Origin of the sequence: Synechococcus sp. CC9902 (assembly GCF_000012505.1) — a bacterium.
In the GTDB taxonomy this organism is placed as follows: Bacteria; Cyanobacteriota; Cyanobacteriia; order PCC-6307; family Cyanobiaceae; genus Parasynechococcus.
Map to the genome: position 1 here is coordinate 321023 of NC_007513.1, position 16624 is coordinate 337646.

Annotated in this window: 14 protein-coding genes and 1 tRNA gene; 6 read left to right on the top strand and 9 right to left on the bottom strand. The window is 55.4% G+C overall.

The features are described 5' to 3' along the window. Entirely contained in the window at positions 1–564 is a 564-nt protein-coding gene (locus tag SYNCC9902_RS01500; protein ID WP_011359140.1) for a photosystem I assembly protein Ycf3, read from the bottom strand. Between the two features lie 45 nt (positions 565–609). Between SYNCC9902_RS01500 and SYNCC9902_RS01505 the strand changes: the two genes are divergently transcribed. Genes SYNCC9902_RS01505 through SYNCC9902_RS01515 form a run of 3 tightly spaced genes read left to right on the top strand, consistent with a single transcriptional unit; the run spans position 610 to position 4492 of the window. Beyond that, the gene (locus tag SYNCC9902_RS01505; RefSeq protein WP_011359141.1) at positions 610–2913 is read left to right on the top strand and encodes a heavy metal translocating P-type ATPase; all 2304 of its coding nucleotides are present in this window, start codon (positions 610–612) and stop codon (positions 2911–2913) included. Beyond that, a complete protein-coding gene (gene tmk, locus SYNCC9902_RS01510) occupies positions 2910–3539 on the top strand; it encodes a dTMP kinase (protein WP_011359142.1) in 630 nt (209 codons plus the stop codon). The genes SYNCC9902_RS01505 and tmk overlap by 4 nt, the downstream gene beginning before the upstream one ends. Continuing rightward, positions 3536–4492 (top strand): DNA polymerase III subunit delta', encoded by a 957-nt coding sequence (locus SYNCC9902_RS01515; RefSeq protein ID WP_011359143.1) that lies wholly within the window; start codon positions 3536–3538, stop codon positions 4490–4492. The genes tmk and SYNCC9902_RS01515 overlap by 4 nt, the downstream gene beginning before the upstream one ends. 14 nt (positions 4493–4506) lie before the next feature. On the opposite strand, the gene SYNCC9902_RS01520 is transcribed toward SYNCC9902_RS01515, so the two are convergent. The 4 genes from SYNCC9902_RS01520 to SYNCC9902_RS01535 form a co-directional block, all read right to left on the bottom strand. Beyond that, positions 4507–5286: a response regulator transcription factor gene (locus SYNCC9902_RS01520; RefSeq protein WP_011359144.1), complete on the bottom strand. Its 780-nt coding sequence runs from the start codon at positions 5284–5286 to the stop codon at positions 4507–4509. A 288-nt stretch (positions 5287–5574) separates the two neighbouring features. After that, a tRNA-Asn gene (locus SYNCC9902_RS01525) sits at positions 5575–5646 on the bottom strand. A gap of 16 nt (positions 5647–5662) precedes the next feature. Then, positions 5663–6352, bottom strand: coding sequence for an ABC transporter ATP-binding protein (locus SYNCC9902_RS01530; RefSeq protein ID WP_011359145.1), 690 nt, complete (start codon positions 6350–6352; stop codon positions 5663–5665). Beyond that, on the bottom strand, positions 6342–6605 hold the full coding sequence (locus SYNCC9902_RS01535; protein WP_011359146.1) for a hypothetical protein: 264 nt from the start codon (positions 6603–6605) through the stop codon (positions 6342–6344). The genes SYNCC9902_RS01530 and SYNCC9902_RS01535 overlap by 11 nt, the downstream gene beginning before the upstream one ends. Positions 6606–6770: 165 nt before the next feature. Here SYNCC9902_RS01535 and psbD point away from each other — a divergent pair, with 165 nt between their 5' ends. Then, complete coding sequence (psbD, locus tag SYNCC9902_RS01540) at positions 6771–7826, top strand: photosystem II D2 protein (photosystem q(a) protein) (protein WP_009788239.1); 1056 nt, start codon at positions 6771–6773, stop codon at positions 7824–7826. Between the two features lie 87 nt (positions 7827–7913). Here psbD and SYNCC9902_RS01545 read toward each other — a convergent pair whose 3' ends face one another. Then, positions 7914–8588, bottom strand: a complete 675-nt coding sequence (locus SYNCC9902_RS01545) for a membrane protein (protein ID WP_011359147.1) — start codon at positions 8586–8588, stop codon at positions 7914–7916. Positions 8589–8657: 69 nt separating this feature from the next. Between SYNCC9902_RS01545 and SYNCC9902_RS01550 the strand changes: the two genes are divergently transcribed. Further along, the gene (locus SYNCC9902_RS01550) at positions 8658–9662 is read left to right on the top strand and encodes a hypothetical protein (protein WP_011359148.1); all 1005 of its coding nucleotides are present in this window, start codon (positions 8658–8660) and stop codon (positions 9660–9662) included. A 35-nt stretch (positions 9663–9697) separates the two neighbouring features. On the opposite strand, the gene SYNCC9902_RS01555 is transcribed toward SYNCC9902_RS01550, so the two are convergent. From SYNCC9902_RS01555 to SYNCC9902_RS01565, 3 genes are all read right to left on the bottom strand, one after another. Then, positions 9698–11095 (bottom strand): DUF2079 domain-containing protein, encoded by a 1398-nt coding sequence (locus SYNCC9902_RS01555; protein WP_011359149.1) that lies wholly within the window; start codon positions 11093–11095, stop codon positions 9698–9700. Then, positions 11080–12576 (bottom strand): ArnT family glycosyltransferase, encoded by a 1497-nt coding sequence (locus tag SYNCC9902_RS01560; RefSeq protein WP_041424754.1) that lies wholly within the window; start codon positions 12574–12576, stop codon positions 11080–11082. Before SYNCC9902_RS01560 ends, SYNCC9902_RS01555 begins: the two co-directional genes overlap by 16 nt. A 283-nt stretch (positions 12577–12859) precedes the next feature. Next, positions 12860–14506, bottom strand: coding sequence for a DUF2079 domain-containing protein (locus SYNCC9902_RS01565; RefSeq protein WP_011359151.1), 1647 nt, complete (start codon positions 14504–14506; stop codon positions 12860–12862). Between the two features lie 405 nt (positions 14507–14911). Between SYNCC9902_RS01565 and SYNCC9902_RS01570 the strand changes: the two genes are divergently transcribed. After that, positions 14912–16453 carry an iron uptake porin gene (locus SYNCC9902_RS01570; protein WP_011359152.1) on the top strand — a complete coding sequence of 514 codons (1542 nt, stop codon included), beginning with the start codon at positions 14912–14914 and terminating at the stop codon, positions 16451–16453. The last annotated feature ends 171 nt before the right edge of the window (positions 16454–16624 follow it).

Here is a 16624-nt window from a genome sequence, read left to right on the forward strand (position 1 = left end):
CTAGAAGTACACGTCGACATTGCTGCGACCGGTGGATTTCAACCAATTTTCGATATCGAGGTAACCGCCTGGATTGAGACGTACCGCTTGAGTCCAGACGTCTGCAGCCTGGTCAAACCAGCGATCTGCATCATCTTGTTGACCACTTTCTTCAGCGATTCGGCCCCATTTTTCAAAGATCAGTCCCATGTTTTTGAGGCATGAGGGTTGTTTTGGGTTTTCATCTAAAGCTTTTTGGTACGTCTCGATCGCCCGTTCCTCCTCACCGTTCGACATGTAAATAATCGCCATGTTCTTGAGGGTTTCACCGCGGTCGGTGGGGTCTGTTTCAAGCTTTAGGGCCTCGTCGTAGTTTTCGAGTGCTTCGGCGTAGTCGCCATCATTTTGGGCGGATAGTCCGTCGCGGTAATAGACGTAGGCCTCTTTCGAACGGGCATTAATCGGCAGCAGTTTGACGATTAAGTCCGCCATCACCGTGAAGCTTTTGTCGATGAAGTTGTCGTTGCGGTTGCTGCGGGGCACGGCGCGCCGGTTGATGTCACTCCATCCTGACGGGCCTGTCATCCGACCTAGCGTGCTCGTAACGATTGATCGCTTGTGAGTTCTGCGATGCAGACCGTCGTCCTGGATGTGGAAGGGATGAAGTGTGGCGGTTGCGTGTCCGCGGTGGAACGCACGTTGCTTGAGCAGCCGGGTGTGCAGCGGGCTGATGTGAATTTGGTGAGTCGTGCAGCTTGGCTGGATTTGGCTGAGTCCGACGGCAATGTCGACGAGGTGCTGGCGGCTTTGGCGGCGCGGGGATTCCCAGCCCGTGAGCGTTCCTTGGAGTTTCAGCCGGGTCTTAAGGGGGCGACTGGATCCACCGGTCTGAGTTGGTGGCGTCAGTGGCGTCAGTTGATGGTGGCGCTGGTGCTGTTGCTGCTGTCGGTGATGGGACACCTCAGCGAAGCCGGGCAATTGTCAGTGCCGGTGATTGGAAGCCTCCCGTTCCACGCGGGATTGGCGACCGTCGCCTTGTTTGGTCCAGGTCGCCAGATCCTGTCTGGGGGCATAAAAGCAGCCCGTGTTGGTGCCCCGAGCATGGACACCTTGGTGGGGCTGGGGGTGGGCAGCGCCTATCTGGCGAGCTTGGCGGCCTTGGTGTGGCCCACGGTGGGTTGGCCGTGCTTTTTCAACGAGCCGGTGATGTTGCTGGGATTTGTGCTTTTGGGGCGCTTCCTCGAAGAACGGGCTCGTTTCCGAACGGGGCAGGCCCTCCAGCAACTAGCTCAATTGCAGCCTGAGACGGCTCGTTTGGTGTTAACGGATGGTGAGATTCGTGAGGTCAGAGTTGGAGCTCTGCGGCCAGGTGAACGCGTCCAACTTCTGGCCGGGGATCGCATTCCTGTTGATGGAGTTGTTCGTGAGGGGCTTTCGGCGGTGGATGTCTCGAGCCTCACCGGAGAACCAATGCCTCTCCAAGTGGAGCCTGGTACTGAGCTGTCGTCCGGCAGTTTGAATTTGGAAGCGCCGCTCGTTCTTGAAGTGAGCCGGGTGGGTTCCGACACTGCTCTTGCTCGCATTATTCGGCTGGTTGAGCAGGCCCAGGCACGCCGAGCCCCCATTCAAGGGTTGGCGGATCGGGTGGCAGGACGGTTTTGCTACGGCGTGATGGCCTTGGCCCTAGCCACCTTTTTGTTTTGGTGGCTCTTTGGTGCGTCCCATTGGCCCGAGGTGTTGCAGGCCAATGCTCCTGGTCTGCCCCATGCCCATGGCATGGTTCATGGCGCTCAGACCCATCACAGTGGATTGGGCAGTGGTGCCACCACGCCGATCGGCTTAGCGCTCCAGCTCACCATTGCCGTGCTTGTGGTGGCCTGCCCCTGCGCTTTGGGCTTGGCAACTCCCACGGTGATTACCGTCTCCACCGGTTTAGCGGCGAGACGCGGTTGGTTGTTTCGAGGTGGTGATGTGATCGAAACCGCAGCTGCTCTAGATCAGGTGGTCTTCGACAAGACCGGCACGCTCACATTGGGGCGGCCGCTGGTCACCGACGTTTTTGGTGAAGATCCCAATCTTTTGTTGCAGTGGGCAGCGAGCCTGGAGCAGAGCAGCCGCCATCCGCTGGCCTATGCCCTGCTGCAAGAGGCGCAACGGCGCGACTTGGCCTTGATCGATGTAACCCGTGTATCCACTGTGTCTGGGGAAGGACTTTGGGGTGAGCTGGACGGGGTGGTCGGTGACCTTCGGGTTGGAAAGCCCGCTTGGCTGCAAAGTTTCGGTGTCGACTTCTCCGCTGGAGCAACGGCCTGGTTGGCCGCGGCTCAGGGATCGGTGGTTGCGGTCTCGGCTGGACAGGTATTGGTTGGATTACTGCAAGTTGAAGACAAGCAACGGCCTGATGTCGCCCCTTCATTGGAGAGGCTCCGCGCCTCCGGTCTCAAGCTCGCCATCTTCAGTGGTGACCGTGAAGTGGCAGTACGTCGCCTCGGGGAGAGGCTGGGCTTCGCCGAAGCTGACCTCGGTTGGCAGATGCTTCCTCAACAGAAACTCGAGCGATTGGAGCAGCTCCGTCAAGAAGGGCGGGTGGCGATGGTGGGTGATGGCATCAATGACGCACCTGCTTTGGCCGCGGCTGATTTGGGCATTGCCATCGGTACAGGTACCCAGATTGCGCAGGACACCGCCGATATGGTCTTGCTCGGCGATCGTTTGGACAACCTTCCCGAAGCGCTTTCATTGGCTCGGCGCACTCTGAATAAAGTCCGCCAGAACCTTTTTTGGGCTTTTGGGTACAACCTGATTGCTCTTCCGGTCGCGGCCGGTGTTTTGCTGCCGAGTCAAGGCGTGTTGCTCTCACCGCCTTTCGCGGCCCTGTTGATGGCTCTGAGCTCGATCACAGTGGTTGTGAATGCTTTGGCTTTACGGATATGACTGGCCGCTTCATCGTTCTCGACGGGATCGACGGCTGCGGCAAATCCACTCAAATTCGTCACCTTGCTCAATGGTTGCCCGCGAGTGGCTTAATGCCTTCCACGGCCCAACTGATCTGTACCCGTGAGCCTGGCGGGACTCCCTTGGGCCAGTCGATTCGCGAGTTGTTGCTGCATACCGAAGCCGATCAGGTGCCATCTGTCACAGCGGAGCTCCTTCTCTATGCCGCGGATCGTGCACAGCATGTGGATACGGTGATTCGCCCGGCTCTTCTGCGGGGAGATTGGGTGTTGAGCGATCGCTTTGCTGGATCCACCCTTGCGTATCAGGGCTATGGCCGCGGCTTGGATCGACAGTTGATTACCCGTCTGGAATCGATCGCGACCACTGGTTTAGAGCCGGATCTCACCGCTTGGTTGATGGTGCCGGTGGAGGTGAGCTTGCAGCGTCGTCATGGTGAGAAAGAGGATCGAATCGAGGCCGAAGGGCGTGCCTTTTTGCGTCGCGTCGCTGATGGTTTTGCTGTCCTTGCCGAGCAACGCAATTGGTCTCAAATTGATGCACAACAGTCCGTGTCGAAACTCAGCCAGGTGTTGGAACAAACCCTGCGGGAGACCCTGCAGTGAGTGAATTGTTTGATGGCTTGGTGGGGCAGCCGTTAGCCGTTCATTTGCTTGAAGCGGCCCTGCAACAGAACCGACTTGCCCCCGCTTACCTGTTCGCTGGGCCCGACGGGGTAGGACGACGTTTTGCGGCCCTGCGTTTCCTCGAGGGAGTGTTGAGTGGGGGGGTGGGTTGTGATCGTGCAAGGCGGCGTCTTGAGGAGCGCAATCATCCAGACCTGATCTGGGTTGAGCCCACCTTTCAGCATCAAGGTCGTCTTCTCACGCGCGATGAGGCAGTTGATGCTGGAATGAGTCGTCGAACGCCACCTCAGTTGCGGCTCGAGCAGATTCGTGGCGTGAGTCGTGCACTTGCTCGCCAGCCTGTGGAATCCACTCGTGGAATGGTGGTGATTGAATCTGCCGAAGCAATGGCGGAAGCCGCGGCGAATGCTTTGCTCAAAACGTTGGAGGAGCCTGGCCACGGATTGTTGATCCTATTAACGGCTGCGCCTGAACGCCTTCTCAGCACGATCCGTTCTCGTTGCCAGTTGATTCGGTTTGTCCGGCTCGATGTTCCGTCGGTTTCTCAGGTGTTGCATCGTTTGGATGCTGTCGAACACGATCCGCCGGAGCTCTTGGCTATGGCGGCGGGTTCTCCTGGGGCGTTACTGGAGCATCGGAGTCGCTGGGCAGCTCTCCCGACGGAATTGATGCCTCGTCTGCGGCATTTGCCCAATGAACCGATGCATGCCCTCGCTTTGGCACGGGACGTTTGCGAGGCGTTGGATGGCGAACAGCAACTGTGGCTCATCGATTGGTGGCAACAAGCGTTATGGGCGACTTCTGGAGACGTTCACTCCCTGAAACGCCTGGAGACATTGCGGCGTCAGCTGTTGTCGTTTGTCCAGCCGCGACTGGCCTGGGAAGTTGCCTTGTTGGATCTCACTGCAGATTCAACAGCTGCCCCGGCCTGACCAGGTGAACGGTTCTAAGCGGTAGCGCGGTCGCCTTGCTGTTTGCGCTCTTCCCGCGCAAGCGAGACCACATCATCAAGTTGTCCACCAGTGGGAAGCTCTAGGCAATAGCCGGCCCCATACACCGTTTTGATGAACCGAGGTTTGCGGGGATCGGGCTCGAGCTTGGTGCGTAGGTGTCTGACGTGTACGCGGATCGTTTCGATATCGTCGTCGGGTTCGTATCCCCAAACTTCCTTCAGAATCAATGATGGGGCCACTGTTTGTCCGTGGCGCTGAAGGAGGCAATGCAGCAACTCGAATTCCAGGTGAGTTAACCGAACTGGACTATCGAACCAGATCGCTTCAAACCGCTCTGGCACAAGAGTGAGAGGGCCGTAGCTGAGGATTTCGTTCTGATTGCTGGCACCCAATGGAGCACGATCACTCCGGCGAAGCAGTGCCTTGATTCGAACTTGAAGTTCTTCGAGATCGAACGGTTTGGTGAGGTAATCGTCGGCACCAGAGTTGAAACCGCTCACTTTGTCTTTGGTTCCACCAAGAGCAGTGAGCATCAAAATTGGAATGCCTGCAGTTCGTTCGTCTCGACGCAAGCGTTGACACAGGGTGAGGCCGTCCACTTTGGGCAGCATCAAGTCGAGAAGGATTAAATCTGGTGTGTACTGAAGTGCCAGTGCTTGGCCTTTGATGCCGTCGTCTGCGCGCTGAACATCGAAGCCGCTGTGCTCTAGATGGCCGCTCACCAGGTCGCGCATGTCCTGGTCGTCTTCGATCAACAGGATGCAGGGCTTCATCGGTTCAGCAGAGGAACAGTTGGACGATTGCGAGCGTGGTTCGGATAGTTGAGCAACGCTGAGCAGATTCTCTCAAGCTTTTCTGGTTTCTGCAGATTTCAGTCGGATGCGGCTTTGTCTTGTCAGGAGATGAAAACCATTGCGCTGCAAAGCATGTTGTCGTTTCTGCTCTTGGGCCTGCCGTGGGATCTGTTCAGGAAGTCTTCCGCTTCCAGCAACCAGCTGTCATGAAATTTCTTTTGCCGTCAATAAAAAAGCCACAGCGTGAGCTGTGGCTTTGAAAAAAAACTCCCCGGGCGGGATTCGAACCTGCGACCAATCGATTAACAGTCGACCGCTCTACCGCTGAGCTACCGAGGAATGAGACTCGAAGAACTTACCTGTCAGACCTCCCAGACTGCAAGCGTTGGCGAAGTTCTTTCCCAGTGTTCCAAGGGCCAATACGTCCATGGTGCATTTGCGCTGCACCGTCGGCCTCATTGAGTTCCTCCAGTCGATGGGTAATCCAAAGGGCGGTGATTGGTCTGGTCGGGTGATGGCAAAGGGTATGGACTGCCGAAAGGACGGCGCGCTGGCTTTGTGGGTCAAGCAGAGCGGTGGGTTCGTCTAAGAGGAGAAGGCCTGCGTTGCTGGCCAGGGCGCCCGCGATGGCCAGCCGTTGTTTCTGCCCACCGCTGAGGGTATGGATGGGTCTGGTTGCTAGGCCATGGAGCCCCAATTGATTTAGGCAGGCTTCCACCCTCTGCCGCCGTTGATCCATCGATTGATTGGATCGGATCCCCAATAAAAGGTCGCTACCGCAACTGGGTAGGAGTAATTGGTGATCAGGGTTTTGAAAAACCAACGCAGCACGCTGTTTGCATTCAATGGATCCAGCTTGCGGCTCAAGCAAGCCAGCGATCAAGCGAAATAACGTGCTTTTGCCGCTTCCATTGCTGCCCACCAACATCCAAAGGCCAGGCCTTTGGATTGTCAGGTTGCAGCGATTCAGAACACGATCACCATTTTGCCAGCGATGGCTGACTGAATCGACGTGAAGTTCGGCGTGTCCTTGATCAGGACTCAAGGGAGAAACCAGGCCGTTTGCTGCCACCTGCCGCTGAAGCTTTTTCATAAAGCTGGACAGCGAGAACTTCACTGATGAGGAGCGCTGCTTTTTTCCCCTCTACTTTCTCGCAAGTGAGATCAAGGAGCCGGGGCTGCCCGTGATCGATGGCTTGGCGAATCTCTTGATAAAGCGCCTCTGCATCGCTTGGTTCTTTGCGTTGAACAGAAACTGGAATTGGGCTCATCCGCAGAGTTAGCTCGATGACGTACACAGCGATCCGTTCAATGTGTATGCATCTTCGCCAAGGAAGCGCAGCTTCGGCTGTTCACACGTAGGCATTTTCACTTATCCCGTCGGATCAGCGCAAAAAGCAGTCCCCATTTCGCATTTCTGCCCCTAGGCTCGCAGATGTAACGCTTCATGAAGCGCCTCTCTCATGACAATTGCTGTAGGACGCGCGCCTCAGCGGGGATGGTTTGACGTCCTCGATGACTGGCTCAAGCGCGACCGCTTCGTATTCATCGGCTGGTCTGGCCTACTTCTGCTCCCGACGGCCTACATGGCTATCGGTGGCTGGCTGACCGGCACCACATTTGTCACCTCCTGGTACACCCACGGCATCGCGTCGTCGTACCTCGAAGGTTGCAACTTCCTCACCGCTGCTGTTTCGACCCCCGCTGACGCGATGGGTCACAGCTTGCTGCTGCTCTGGGGCCCAGAAGCCCAGGGCGATTTTGTCCGCTGGTGTCAACTCGGCGGCCTCTGGGCTTTTGTTGCCCTGCACGGTGCTTTCGCACTGATCGGCTTCATGCTGCGTCAGTTCGAAATTGCTCGTCTCGTCGGCATTCGTCCCTACAACGCCATTGCCTTCTCCGGCCCGATTGCGGTGTTCGTCAGTGTTTTCCTGATGTACCCCCTCGGCCAGAGCAGCTGGTTCTTCGCGCCATCCTTCGGTGTGGCAGCGATCTTCCGCTTCCTCCTCTTCTTGCAGGGCTTCCACAACTGGACGCTGAACCCCTTCCACATGATGGGAGTGGCCGGCATCTTGGGCGGCGCTCTGTTGTGTGCCATTCACGGTGCAACCGTGGAAAACACACTGTTCGAGGATGGTGAGCAAGCGAACACCTTTAAGGCGTTCGAACCCACCCAGGAAGAAGAGACCTATTCCATGGTCACCGCCAACCGCTTCTGGAGCCAAATCTTCGGAATTGCGTTCTCCAACAAGCGCTGGCTGCACTTCTTCATGCTGTTCGTGCCAGTGATGGGCCTCTGGACTAGCTCCATCGGCATCATCGGTCTGGCCCTCAACCTGCGCGCCTATGACTTCGTGTCACAGGAAATCCGCGCTGCTGAGGACCCCGAATTTGAGACCTTCTACACCAAGAACATTCTTCTGAATGAAGGTCTGCGTGCCTGGATGGCACCGGCTGACCAGCCGCATGAAAACTTCGTCTTCCCTGAAGAGGTTCTGCCCCGCGGTAACGCTCTCTAATTTTTTAGAAGTCATTACAACTTTAAAAACCTCCCCTCGGGGAGGTTTTTTTATGGCGATTGTTGATTTATAAATAATATGAGGCACTCATTCGGTAATTGTTGCGCGTAAATAAATAGCTCCATTCTTTTCGATTAAATGGTTTGCAAGGGCAGTTAGGAATATGATGAGTCCTAGAAGTTCGAGTAATTCTTCTAAGCCTGTAATTGATCCGTACCAGATGCTATGCAATCGAATGATTCCAGCTCGAACTAAGTAGCTTCCCACCATTTCCATCCCGATGGCGCCACTTAAAAAGATGCCGGCGGATTGTAGAAACTTTTGACGCGTGTATTTTTCGAGAGAGCGTAAAAATTTGCTAAACCTCCAGCCCAGGTAGATCACAAGGGCTGTATAAGGCATCACCCAGGTTGATCCCAATGCTGGCGACAGATAAGGCCTTAAGTCTGGAATGATGAAAATCTCATGGATTTGAAAGAATTCATCGATGGCAAGAAAGATAAAAATCTTGCTAAGAAGTCGCCAATCTTTGGATGGTAGTTTTTCTGAGACTTTTTTGATTTCGTTCAGTATGTATGCACAGGCCAGCATGATTGTGCTGGAAAATAAAGTCGGTATGTTGAACTCGCGGTCCATGTTGAATGGAAGAAGCCAGTTTTTATCGGCATCAAAGGCATAGATACCAATCTCGCCCACCAGGTGAGCGGCAAAGAGAGTGCCACTGATGTAAAGCAGGATTGCTCTGAGTTTGTGTGTCGTCATGGCCCCAGGGCGATTGGCGCGAAAGGCCCGTGTTTAAATCCAAGTTAAAGCTTGGTGCATGCTGGATCCATGGGTGAAGTCGGTGAGGTGCATGCGCTCCAGTCGCCGAATGCGGCGATGAGTCGATTGGCATTGGTGGAAGAGCGAAAGCATTTTTTGGCTCAAGCATTTGGTGTTTTTATTGCATTGCTGGGCCTTGCAATGCTTGGTGTTCTCGTAGGAAATGTGCTCGGGAATGGTACTGCTGGTGTGCGAAGTGTGTCGTGGGCGCAAATTCTTCAGGGGTGCATTGGGGCGTTGTTTGTTGTGCTTGTGTTCCGCGGGGATGTTGCACGTGCTGTGATGGCATTGGCGAATGACTCCTCAAGGCGACTTAATATATTTTTAATCCCCCTAATAGTTTGGCCCTTTTTTCTGCTTTATAGGGTGCAAATCACTGATCTGAAGAGCTATTTGAGGCGAATATCGGAAGGAAGTTTGGTTGAATGGTTGGGCTTTCTTTTCCTGCTAGCTGCCGCGTGTTTGTTGTGGAAAGCCGCTGCTCAGGCTTCTAGTACTGGATTGAAGCTGTTGATTCGATCCGGAAGTGTAGGGCTATTTGTATTGTCGATGGAGGAGATGAGCTGGGGGCAGATGATTTTTAACTGGGGTACGCCAGCAACTTTAAATGAGCACAACGTTCAGCATGAAACGAATATCCATAACCTTTCTTTTTGGCACTCTCATACATGGACTGTTGCAGCCTGTGTGTTCACTCTTTTGTTCTTTCTTTCCGTTTGTGGATTTTTAGTTCGGCGCTCGGACTCAATCCGATTGGGGTCTTGGATAGATGTCGTTTTGCCTCTTGGTTGTACGGCTAGTTACTTCGGAGTTGCTGCTTTGATGTATTGGGGTGTGGTCGCTGAGAAAAATGGCATCGATCTGATTTATCTGCACACGCGAGAGCAGGAAATCGCTGAATTCTTATTTGCTGTTGGTGTGTTTATACATGTTGTTTATTTATATCTAAGTCTGCCTGAACTGTCCTGTGCTGGCTCGAATTCTTCATCCGATCAGACCCATCAAGTTGTCTAGTTGTGTTGGTAAGGGGTGGTTCTTGGTGTCAGGTCTCATCGTTTGGAGATGTTTGGCTCAGTCTCAACTTTTTGGCAGATGCTGAGGCTTGAGGGCCAGTGTTGGCAGCTCCATCCATTGGCTTGGGCTTGGTCAAGGAGTGATCGTTGCACCCGCGCCGATGATCCCCAGCCCGGGTCTTTTGGATTCAGGAGTAGAACCGACCAGCTCGTTTCGGCGAGAGGGCCTCGGGAGGATCGTTTTGGAAATGCGATGGTTGAGCGTTGGCTGAGCTGGGGAACCAAGTAACTGGTGGTTAGTACGGAATCGTTTGGTTTGATCAGTGCAATGGCATCTCTGACGTCTTCAAGATCAGATTGCCGCTCAAGATATGGACCGGTGAAAAACCAAGGTTTTGCCAGGGCGAGCCAGCAGGCTGTGGCCCAAATCAAGCCCCAAGTCGGAATACCGCGACGAGAAGGTGATTGGAGCCCTCCTCGGATGGCTGCTACTACAGCAATTAGGGCCAAGGGCAAGCTGTAGTGGTGCACCAAGGTGCGATAACTTGCCGATGCTGAGAGCAGATTCACCAGTAGAAGTGGACTTCCGATCAGCAAGGTTGATCGTGACGACCGGCGCCATAGCCAGCCCAATGGCAGGCTGAGAATCAGCAGATAGAAGGCGATTTCTCCCCATTCAAGGCTGCTGAGAAGGCTTAAAAATCCATCGCCGAGATGTCCGAACATGCGTTCGGCAGCCTTCGGGCCGCTCCCACCTCGGAGCAAGGGATAAAGCCTTTGGCTCAGGATGAAAAGCCATCCGGTGGATAGTCCCCCTGCAGCTGCGCACCAGCGCCAGCGTTGACGCCATCCCAAGTCAAGGGCCATACCGGCGATCACCAGGATGAGACCGTCTCGGGCGCCCAGCATGAGTAGGAGTAGGGCGAACCAGAGCCGTGGTTTTTCGGCGCGTTCAGCCCAAAGCGCAAGGGCAAAAGCGGGCATGACCCATGTTTCAGGGTGGAAATCAAACAAGATTGTGTTGAACACAACCGGTTGCAGCCACCAAAGTGCACAAGCGAGCCAACAGTGTTTTGGTGAGAGTCCCGCTTGCTGGCCGAGCCACCAGATTGGAATTGCGGTGAAACTCAGGGCGATGGCTTGTGAGGCGAAGAGCCAATGCACGCCCGGCAGAAGGCCATAGGCCGCCCCAGCTCCATAAAGCAGCCAAGCGCCATGGTCAGCTAACACATGCACGTGTTCCATGGACGACACAGGCTCGAGTCCACGCCCAATCAGCCAGGCCCATTGATCAAAAAGACCAAGGTCATAGGCATTGCTCTGAAGTAGGTGATGGCGCAGTGCAGAACAACCCCAACCCAATAAGCCCAGGACTGCGGAACACCACCAAAGTGCTGTTGGAGTGCTGCGATGGGGTGTCAATCGCACTGCCAAAGCTGCCATCCCCCTTCGACGATTTGATCATGTCGTCGACATCCAGGAATTGGACGGTTGCTCACCACCCAATGCTCTTCATCTGGACGATCGTTTTGGCGAAACCGGCCGAGCTCTTTGTTGGCATACCAACCGAGGGAGGGACGGGTTGGCCCCTTCAAGAACACCTTCGCTTCTGAGGGCAAGGTTTTGATTGCTGCGGCCACAGGCCTGGGATCCCAGCTTTCATTGAGTTCCCATAGCCAAAGTTGGCTGTTCCACAGCGCTAGCAGCGCCAACCCCCAGCCGATCACAAGAAGCCCCAACCCTTGAAGGCGGCGTCGTTTTGCTTTGGCTTGCAGCGTCCGTCCGCCAGCTGCGATCCCAAGGCCAGCAAGTACAAGGCTGAGGCCAGGGATTGTGCTGCTTTGGTTGACGATCACAACGCAGCCGATGATGACGAGAATGCCTCCCATCACCTGCCAAGTCTGAGAGACCCAACGGGGACGTCCCTCGTCCAGCAGCTTGTGCAACCCTTCGGCACACATCAAGGCGATCGGTGGCCATAACAGATGGCTGTACCAGGGGAGCTGAGTGCGTAGAGGTAACACCATCACTGCGCTACCGATCAGCAGGACCAATTGCCAGCGGCCTGCTTTTTCTTTTCGATGAGTCCAAGCCCAACTGATCCCAGCGGGAAGAAGCAGCAGCCAGGGCCATCCACCCTCTAGGAGTTCTGCCCAGGGCGTCCACCAACCGAAGCCATCTCCCACTGTTGTGGTGAGTCGGGCAAAACCCTGTCCTCCCCACATCAAAAAAGCTTCCTCACCGCGAGCGAACCAATGCCAAAGGTGCCAGCCCGCGCCGGGTAGGAGCCCAACGATCAATGCCCACCATCGACGTCCTGTGGGGTGGAGGCGGCAACCTCCCGCCAACAGGGCGATCACACCGAATCCCAAAAGTGCGGGGGGCTTCAGCAGAAGGACGCCGCTACATGCCAATCCTGCGGCTAACGCTCGACCGGACGATGCCTTGCAGCCCAGCCAGCCCCACCAGAGCAAAAGACTGCAGCTGACCAAGGTGCCATCGAGCATGGCGAGTCGTCCATGGCGAGCCATCGGCAACAGCGTCATCAGCACCACCCCTGCCAGCAGGGCGGATTGATCATGCCCCTGTCCCCCCAGGTTCCGTCGAAGTAGCACGATCAGGGGGATCGCCAGACTGGATGTGAGGGCTGGTAAAAGCCTCACAACGCTTTCCTGCTCACCCTTGCTTCGAATGAGTTGGCCCATCGGCCAATGCAGGCCTGGCGGTTTGTTGAGATACGACCGCTCCCATTTCATCGGAAGCAACCCTGTGGTGGAACGTGCCACCGTCGCGACCCGTCCTTCATCCCAATCCCGGAGTGGCAAGTTGCCGAGACCCGGCAGCCAGAGGCAGAGAGTGATGATCCACAGAAGAATTGGCGTCACCCAGCGCCGGCCTTGCAGCGGACGTTTCATCTCCTGGACACTTCCGTTAGTGTTCAAGAGTCCTGATCGCAGTGATGTGGTGGCATCTTCGGACCTTCGGGTCCTGGACACCACCGAATGCATCGCCGGCGCTCAACAATCCACTTAGGAGGAGGTGTCCATGATTTCCAGTTCTTTGATTCAGGGTCTGCTGATCGCGGAGAACGCCGGCTGAACGGCGCTTTCTGATTGATCATCCGGTTCCGCGACAAAAGTGGACCCGGCGAGAGCCCCCGGCCAGTCTTCTGGTCGGGGGCATCGTTTTGGTTGTCTTTCATGGTTTGGAACGCCGTTTGGGATCGTTGGGAAGTGGTGCTGCCAGAAGATCGTCTAGAGCGTTTTCAAGCTTCAGGTTGTGGTCTGCTTCAGGGTTGGTAGTCCGTTTCATCACAACAACGCCATCGTTCAAAGCTTGAACGTTGTGAGTGTCTCGGTTGTTTTCGATCCAGCGTTTGCTGTTGCGAAGTTGCTTCCAATCTCCCCGGAAAGCGACGCCATAGCGGTTTAAAAAATCAAGATCAATTGCGATCCAATCCACCGCTTTCACCGTACCTTCTCTGTCTTGAAAGTCTGTGCTGAAGGGAAATCGCACCACGACCGACCGCCGAGCAATCAGCGGAATCAGTGGTGTGTTTGCTGCAACAGAGGCCGTAGCAGGAATCACTTGCAGGGCTTCTCGAGCGGCCTTGCCGTGAGCCCACTGGTCTGACCAACCACTGTGAACCCACGGATCAATGCTGTCGGGGATTAAGGCGGACAGGCTTCTGTGGGGATTGCTGCTAACCGTCAGCAGAAGCGAGAGGGTTAACGCACAACCCCAGGCCAGACGAACCTTGGACCCAAGGTTTGGATTCGGCCGACGTGCCCACCAAAACAGGGCTCCTAGGGCAAACCCTGGCACCACAAGCAGGGTGTAGCGGATCGTGATCGATAAGGGATCGTTGGCCCCTTGGGCAAGGAAGAGACCGAGCAGGCTTGGCCCTGCTAACAGCGCCGTATCCAGGCTGATTAAGGGGATGAACAGAAAGGGCAGCCCTTGTCCGAGCAGATAAAGAAGGGTTTGACCCGGCGGGTCTACTAACTGTTGAAGCAGCAGGGAGGGCTGGCTTAAAACCTGTCGCAGTGTTCCAAGGCTGCTACTGCCTTTTGCATGGTCTGCACCGAGGTACTGGCCAAAGTTCTCCACCATGAAGCGCTTGGCATTGTCGTCGGAGAACATCGGCATCAGCAGGTTGGTGCATGCCATCACCCAACCTCCACCCCAGGCGATCAAGGCCAAAGCAAGCGGCCAACGTTGTTGCTCACGCACTAGGAGCCAGGCTCCAATGGCTACCAAAAGAACCCCGGTGTCTTCGCGGATCAGGGGCATCAACAAGGCTGAAAGCACCACCAACCACCGCCGCTTTTCCTGTAAGCCGAGCAGAAGTGAAAACACCGCCAAGGGCAATTGGCAGAGGTCCGTAAAATTGCCGAGCGTCGGGCCGATTAAGGCATTACCGGCGAAATAGCCGTAGGCGATCCAATCGGCTGTGCGTTCTGGGACAAGCTGATTCGCCAGCCGATGAAGCACAAGTCCAGCGGCCGTGATTAGGCCCACCTGAACCAAGGGAAGGGCCGCGCCGCCGATGAGCCCCACCAAGGGAGCCCAAATCAACAAGGTTGGTGTGAAATGTTGACCAAGGCGTGCGTAGCCGATCGAAGGCAGGGCGCCGTCATGGATCACGTTGGTGGAGAGCTGAGAGGAGAGGGTGCTTTCAAACCAGTGCCCATGCAGGCTGTTCCACAGCACTTGTTGAAAGATTCCCTGGTCGTAGCTCGCGAGTAGCACCCATGAACGCCAGCCCTGCAGGGCAAGCAGACTCAACGAAAACACTCCTGCCACGAGAAGAATCCGTCGAGATATGAACGGCCGTTGATGCACAGCAATCAGCGTGCGTATTAACCCAAATATTGTTGCCGTTCGAACCAAAACTGCCCATTTTTGGCGGTCGTGCCGATCTCTGCTGTTCAAGGCGCCTTTCGGAAGGCGAATGTCACTTGATGATATGTATCAGGCGAAACATTTATTGTGGTTTTATGTTCAGTTAGCTACCAGTGTCTGATCGTTTTTAAGGCAAGCGCCCCCCACGATTGCTCGAAATAGTGCTTCGGAAGCCATTCAAATGTCCTGGCTATTGGTGCCTCCTCGAACAGTTTTCCCCTCTTTTTGTTGTATCTGATACCAGACATAAGTCCTTGTGTCACATCTCTTGGTGAAAGTTTGGTTGAAAAATGACTTATTGATATGCGGGCCTATGTGCCCATTTCCTGTGTGAGGAACCATTCAATGAAGCTTTTCCAGCAAATGCTGGTGGCTCCTGCCGCCCTGGGCCTTCTGGCCTCCGGCGCCAATGCCGCCGAGCTCAACATCAACGGCGTTTCTGACTACGCGGCTTCTGCCGACCAAGTCACCAGCGTTACCCAATTCTCCGACGTTTACCCAACTGACTGGGCCTATCAGGCGCTCAGCAACTTGGTTGAGCAGTACGGCTGCGTCGCTGGTTACCCCAACGGCACCTTCCGCGGCAACCGGGCGATGACCCGTTACGAGGCTGCAGCACTGCTGAACGCATGTCTCGACCGCGTCACTGAAGTGACCGACGAACTGCGTCGCCTTCTCAAAGAATTCGAAACCGAACTCGCCATCCTCCGCGGACGCGTTGACGGCCTCGAAGCTCGTGTTGGCGAACTGGAAGCAACCCAGTTCTCCACCACCACCAAGCTCAAGGGCAGCACGCACTGGGTTCTTGGCGCTGCCAAGTACCACGGCGAAGGAAGCAAGGCCGAGGCAACTGCTAACGGCGGTACATCCTTCAGTTACGACCTCCGTCTTGCTCTTGAGACCAGCTTCACCGGCAAAGACAGCTTGGTAACGCGTCTGCGCTCCGGCAACATGAACAACATCTACGGCGGCAACGGCGTCGGTTTGTTCGGTCAGGAGTACGGCGTTAACACTGATAACGCTGTCGTCATCGACCGTTTGTTCTATAGCTTCCCCCTCGGTGACGAGTTCACCATCGTTGGTGGCCCTCGCGTCCGTATGGACAACATGCTGCCTGTGTGGCCAAGCGCCTATCCGTCAGATATGACGATGGACTTCTTCACCTACGCCGGTGCGCCTGGTGCTTACAACCTCGCCCTCGGCGGTGGTGCAGGTATCTACTGGCAGACCGAAGGTGGTTTCAGCGTTTCCACCAGCTACCTTTCAACAGATGCTGAACTCAGCGACCCCAATGCGGGTGGTTTGCTGACAGATGCGGCAGGTACAAGCGCCACAACTCAGATCGCTTATGCGCCTGAGAATTGGGGTATTGCTGGTGCATTCACTTATGCCTCCGGTGGAGAGGGCGGTGGTGCCCTTTATGGCGGTAATGGCACTCCTGGCGCTGTTGCTCTTTCTGGTTCCGGCAACACATACAGCTATGGCCTAAGTGCTTGGTGGATGCCAGAGGATTCTGGATTGATTCCTTCCATTAGTGCTGGTTGGGGCTTGACGGATATTCCTGATCCCTCCATCAGCGGAGTGAAGGAGGCAACCACACAGTCCTGGTATGTCGGCTTGGAGTGGAGTGATGTGTTTGTTGAGGGCAACTCCCTCGGTATGGCGGTTGGTCAGCCCACGTTTATCTCCGACGTAGACACCAAGAAGGGCGTTGATGATTTCGTCGCTGGCTCAGGCTACGCCTGGGAATTCTTCTACAAGTTCCAGGTCACCGACAACATCACCGTGACTCCTGCCATTCACTATCTGAGCAAGCCTTACGCAAGCCAGGATTCCGATGGCCTCAACGCTATGAGCGGCCTGATCAAAACTACCTTCAAGTTCTGATCATGACTGCCTGGGCAACTTCGGTTGCTCAGGCACTTAGCCCGCAACGAACATCTTTGAACGTTGCGGGCTTCTCCCTAAGAAAGACAAATATGTGCATCAATTGATGCATAGCCGTTGTGCTTTCTGTCACATCAGTAGTGGGTTATACCGTTCGGGTCTTCCAATATT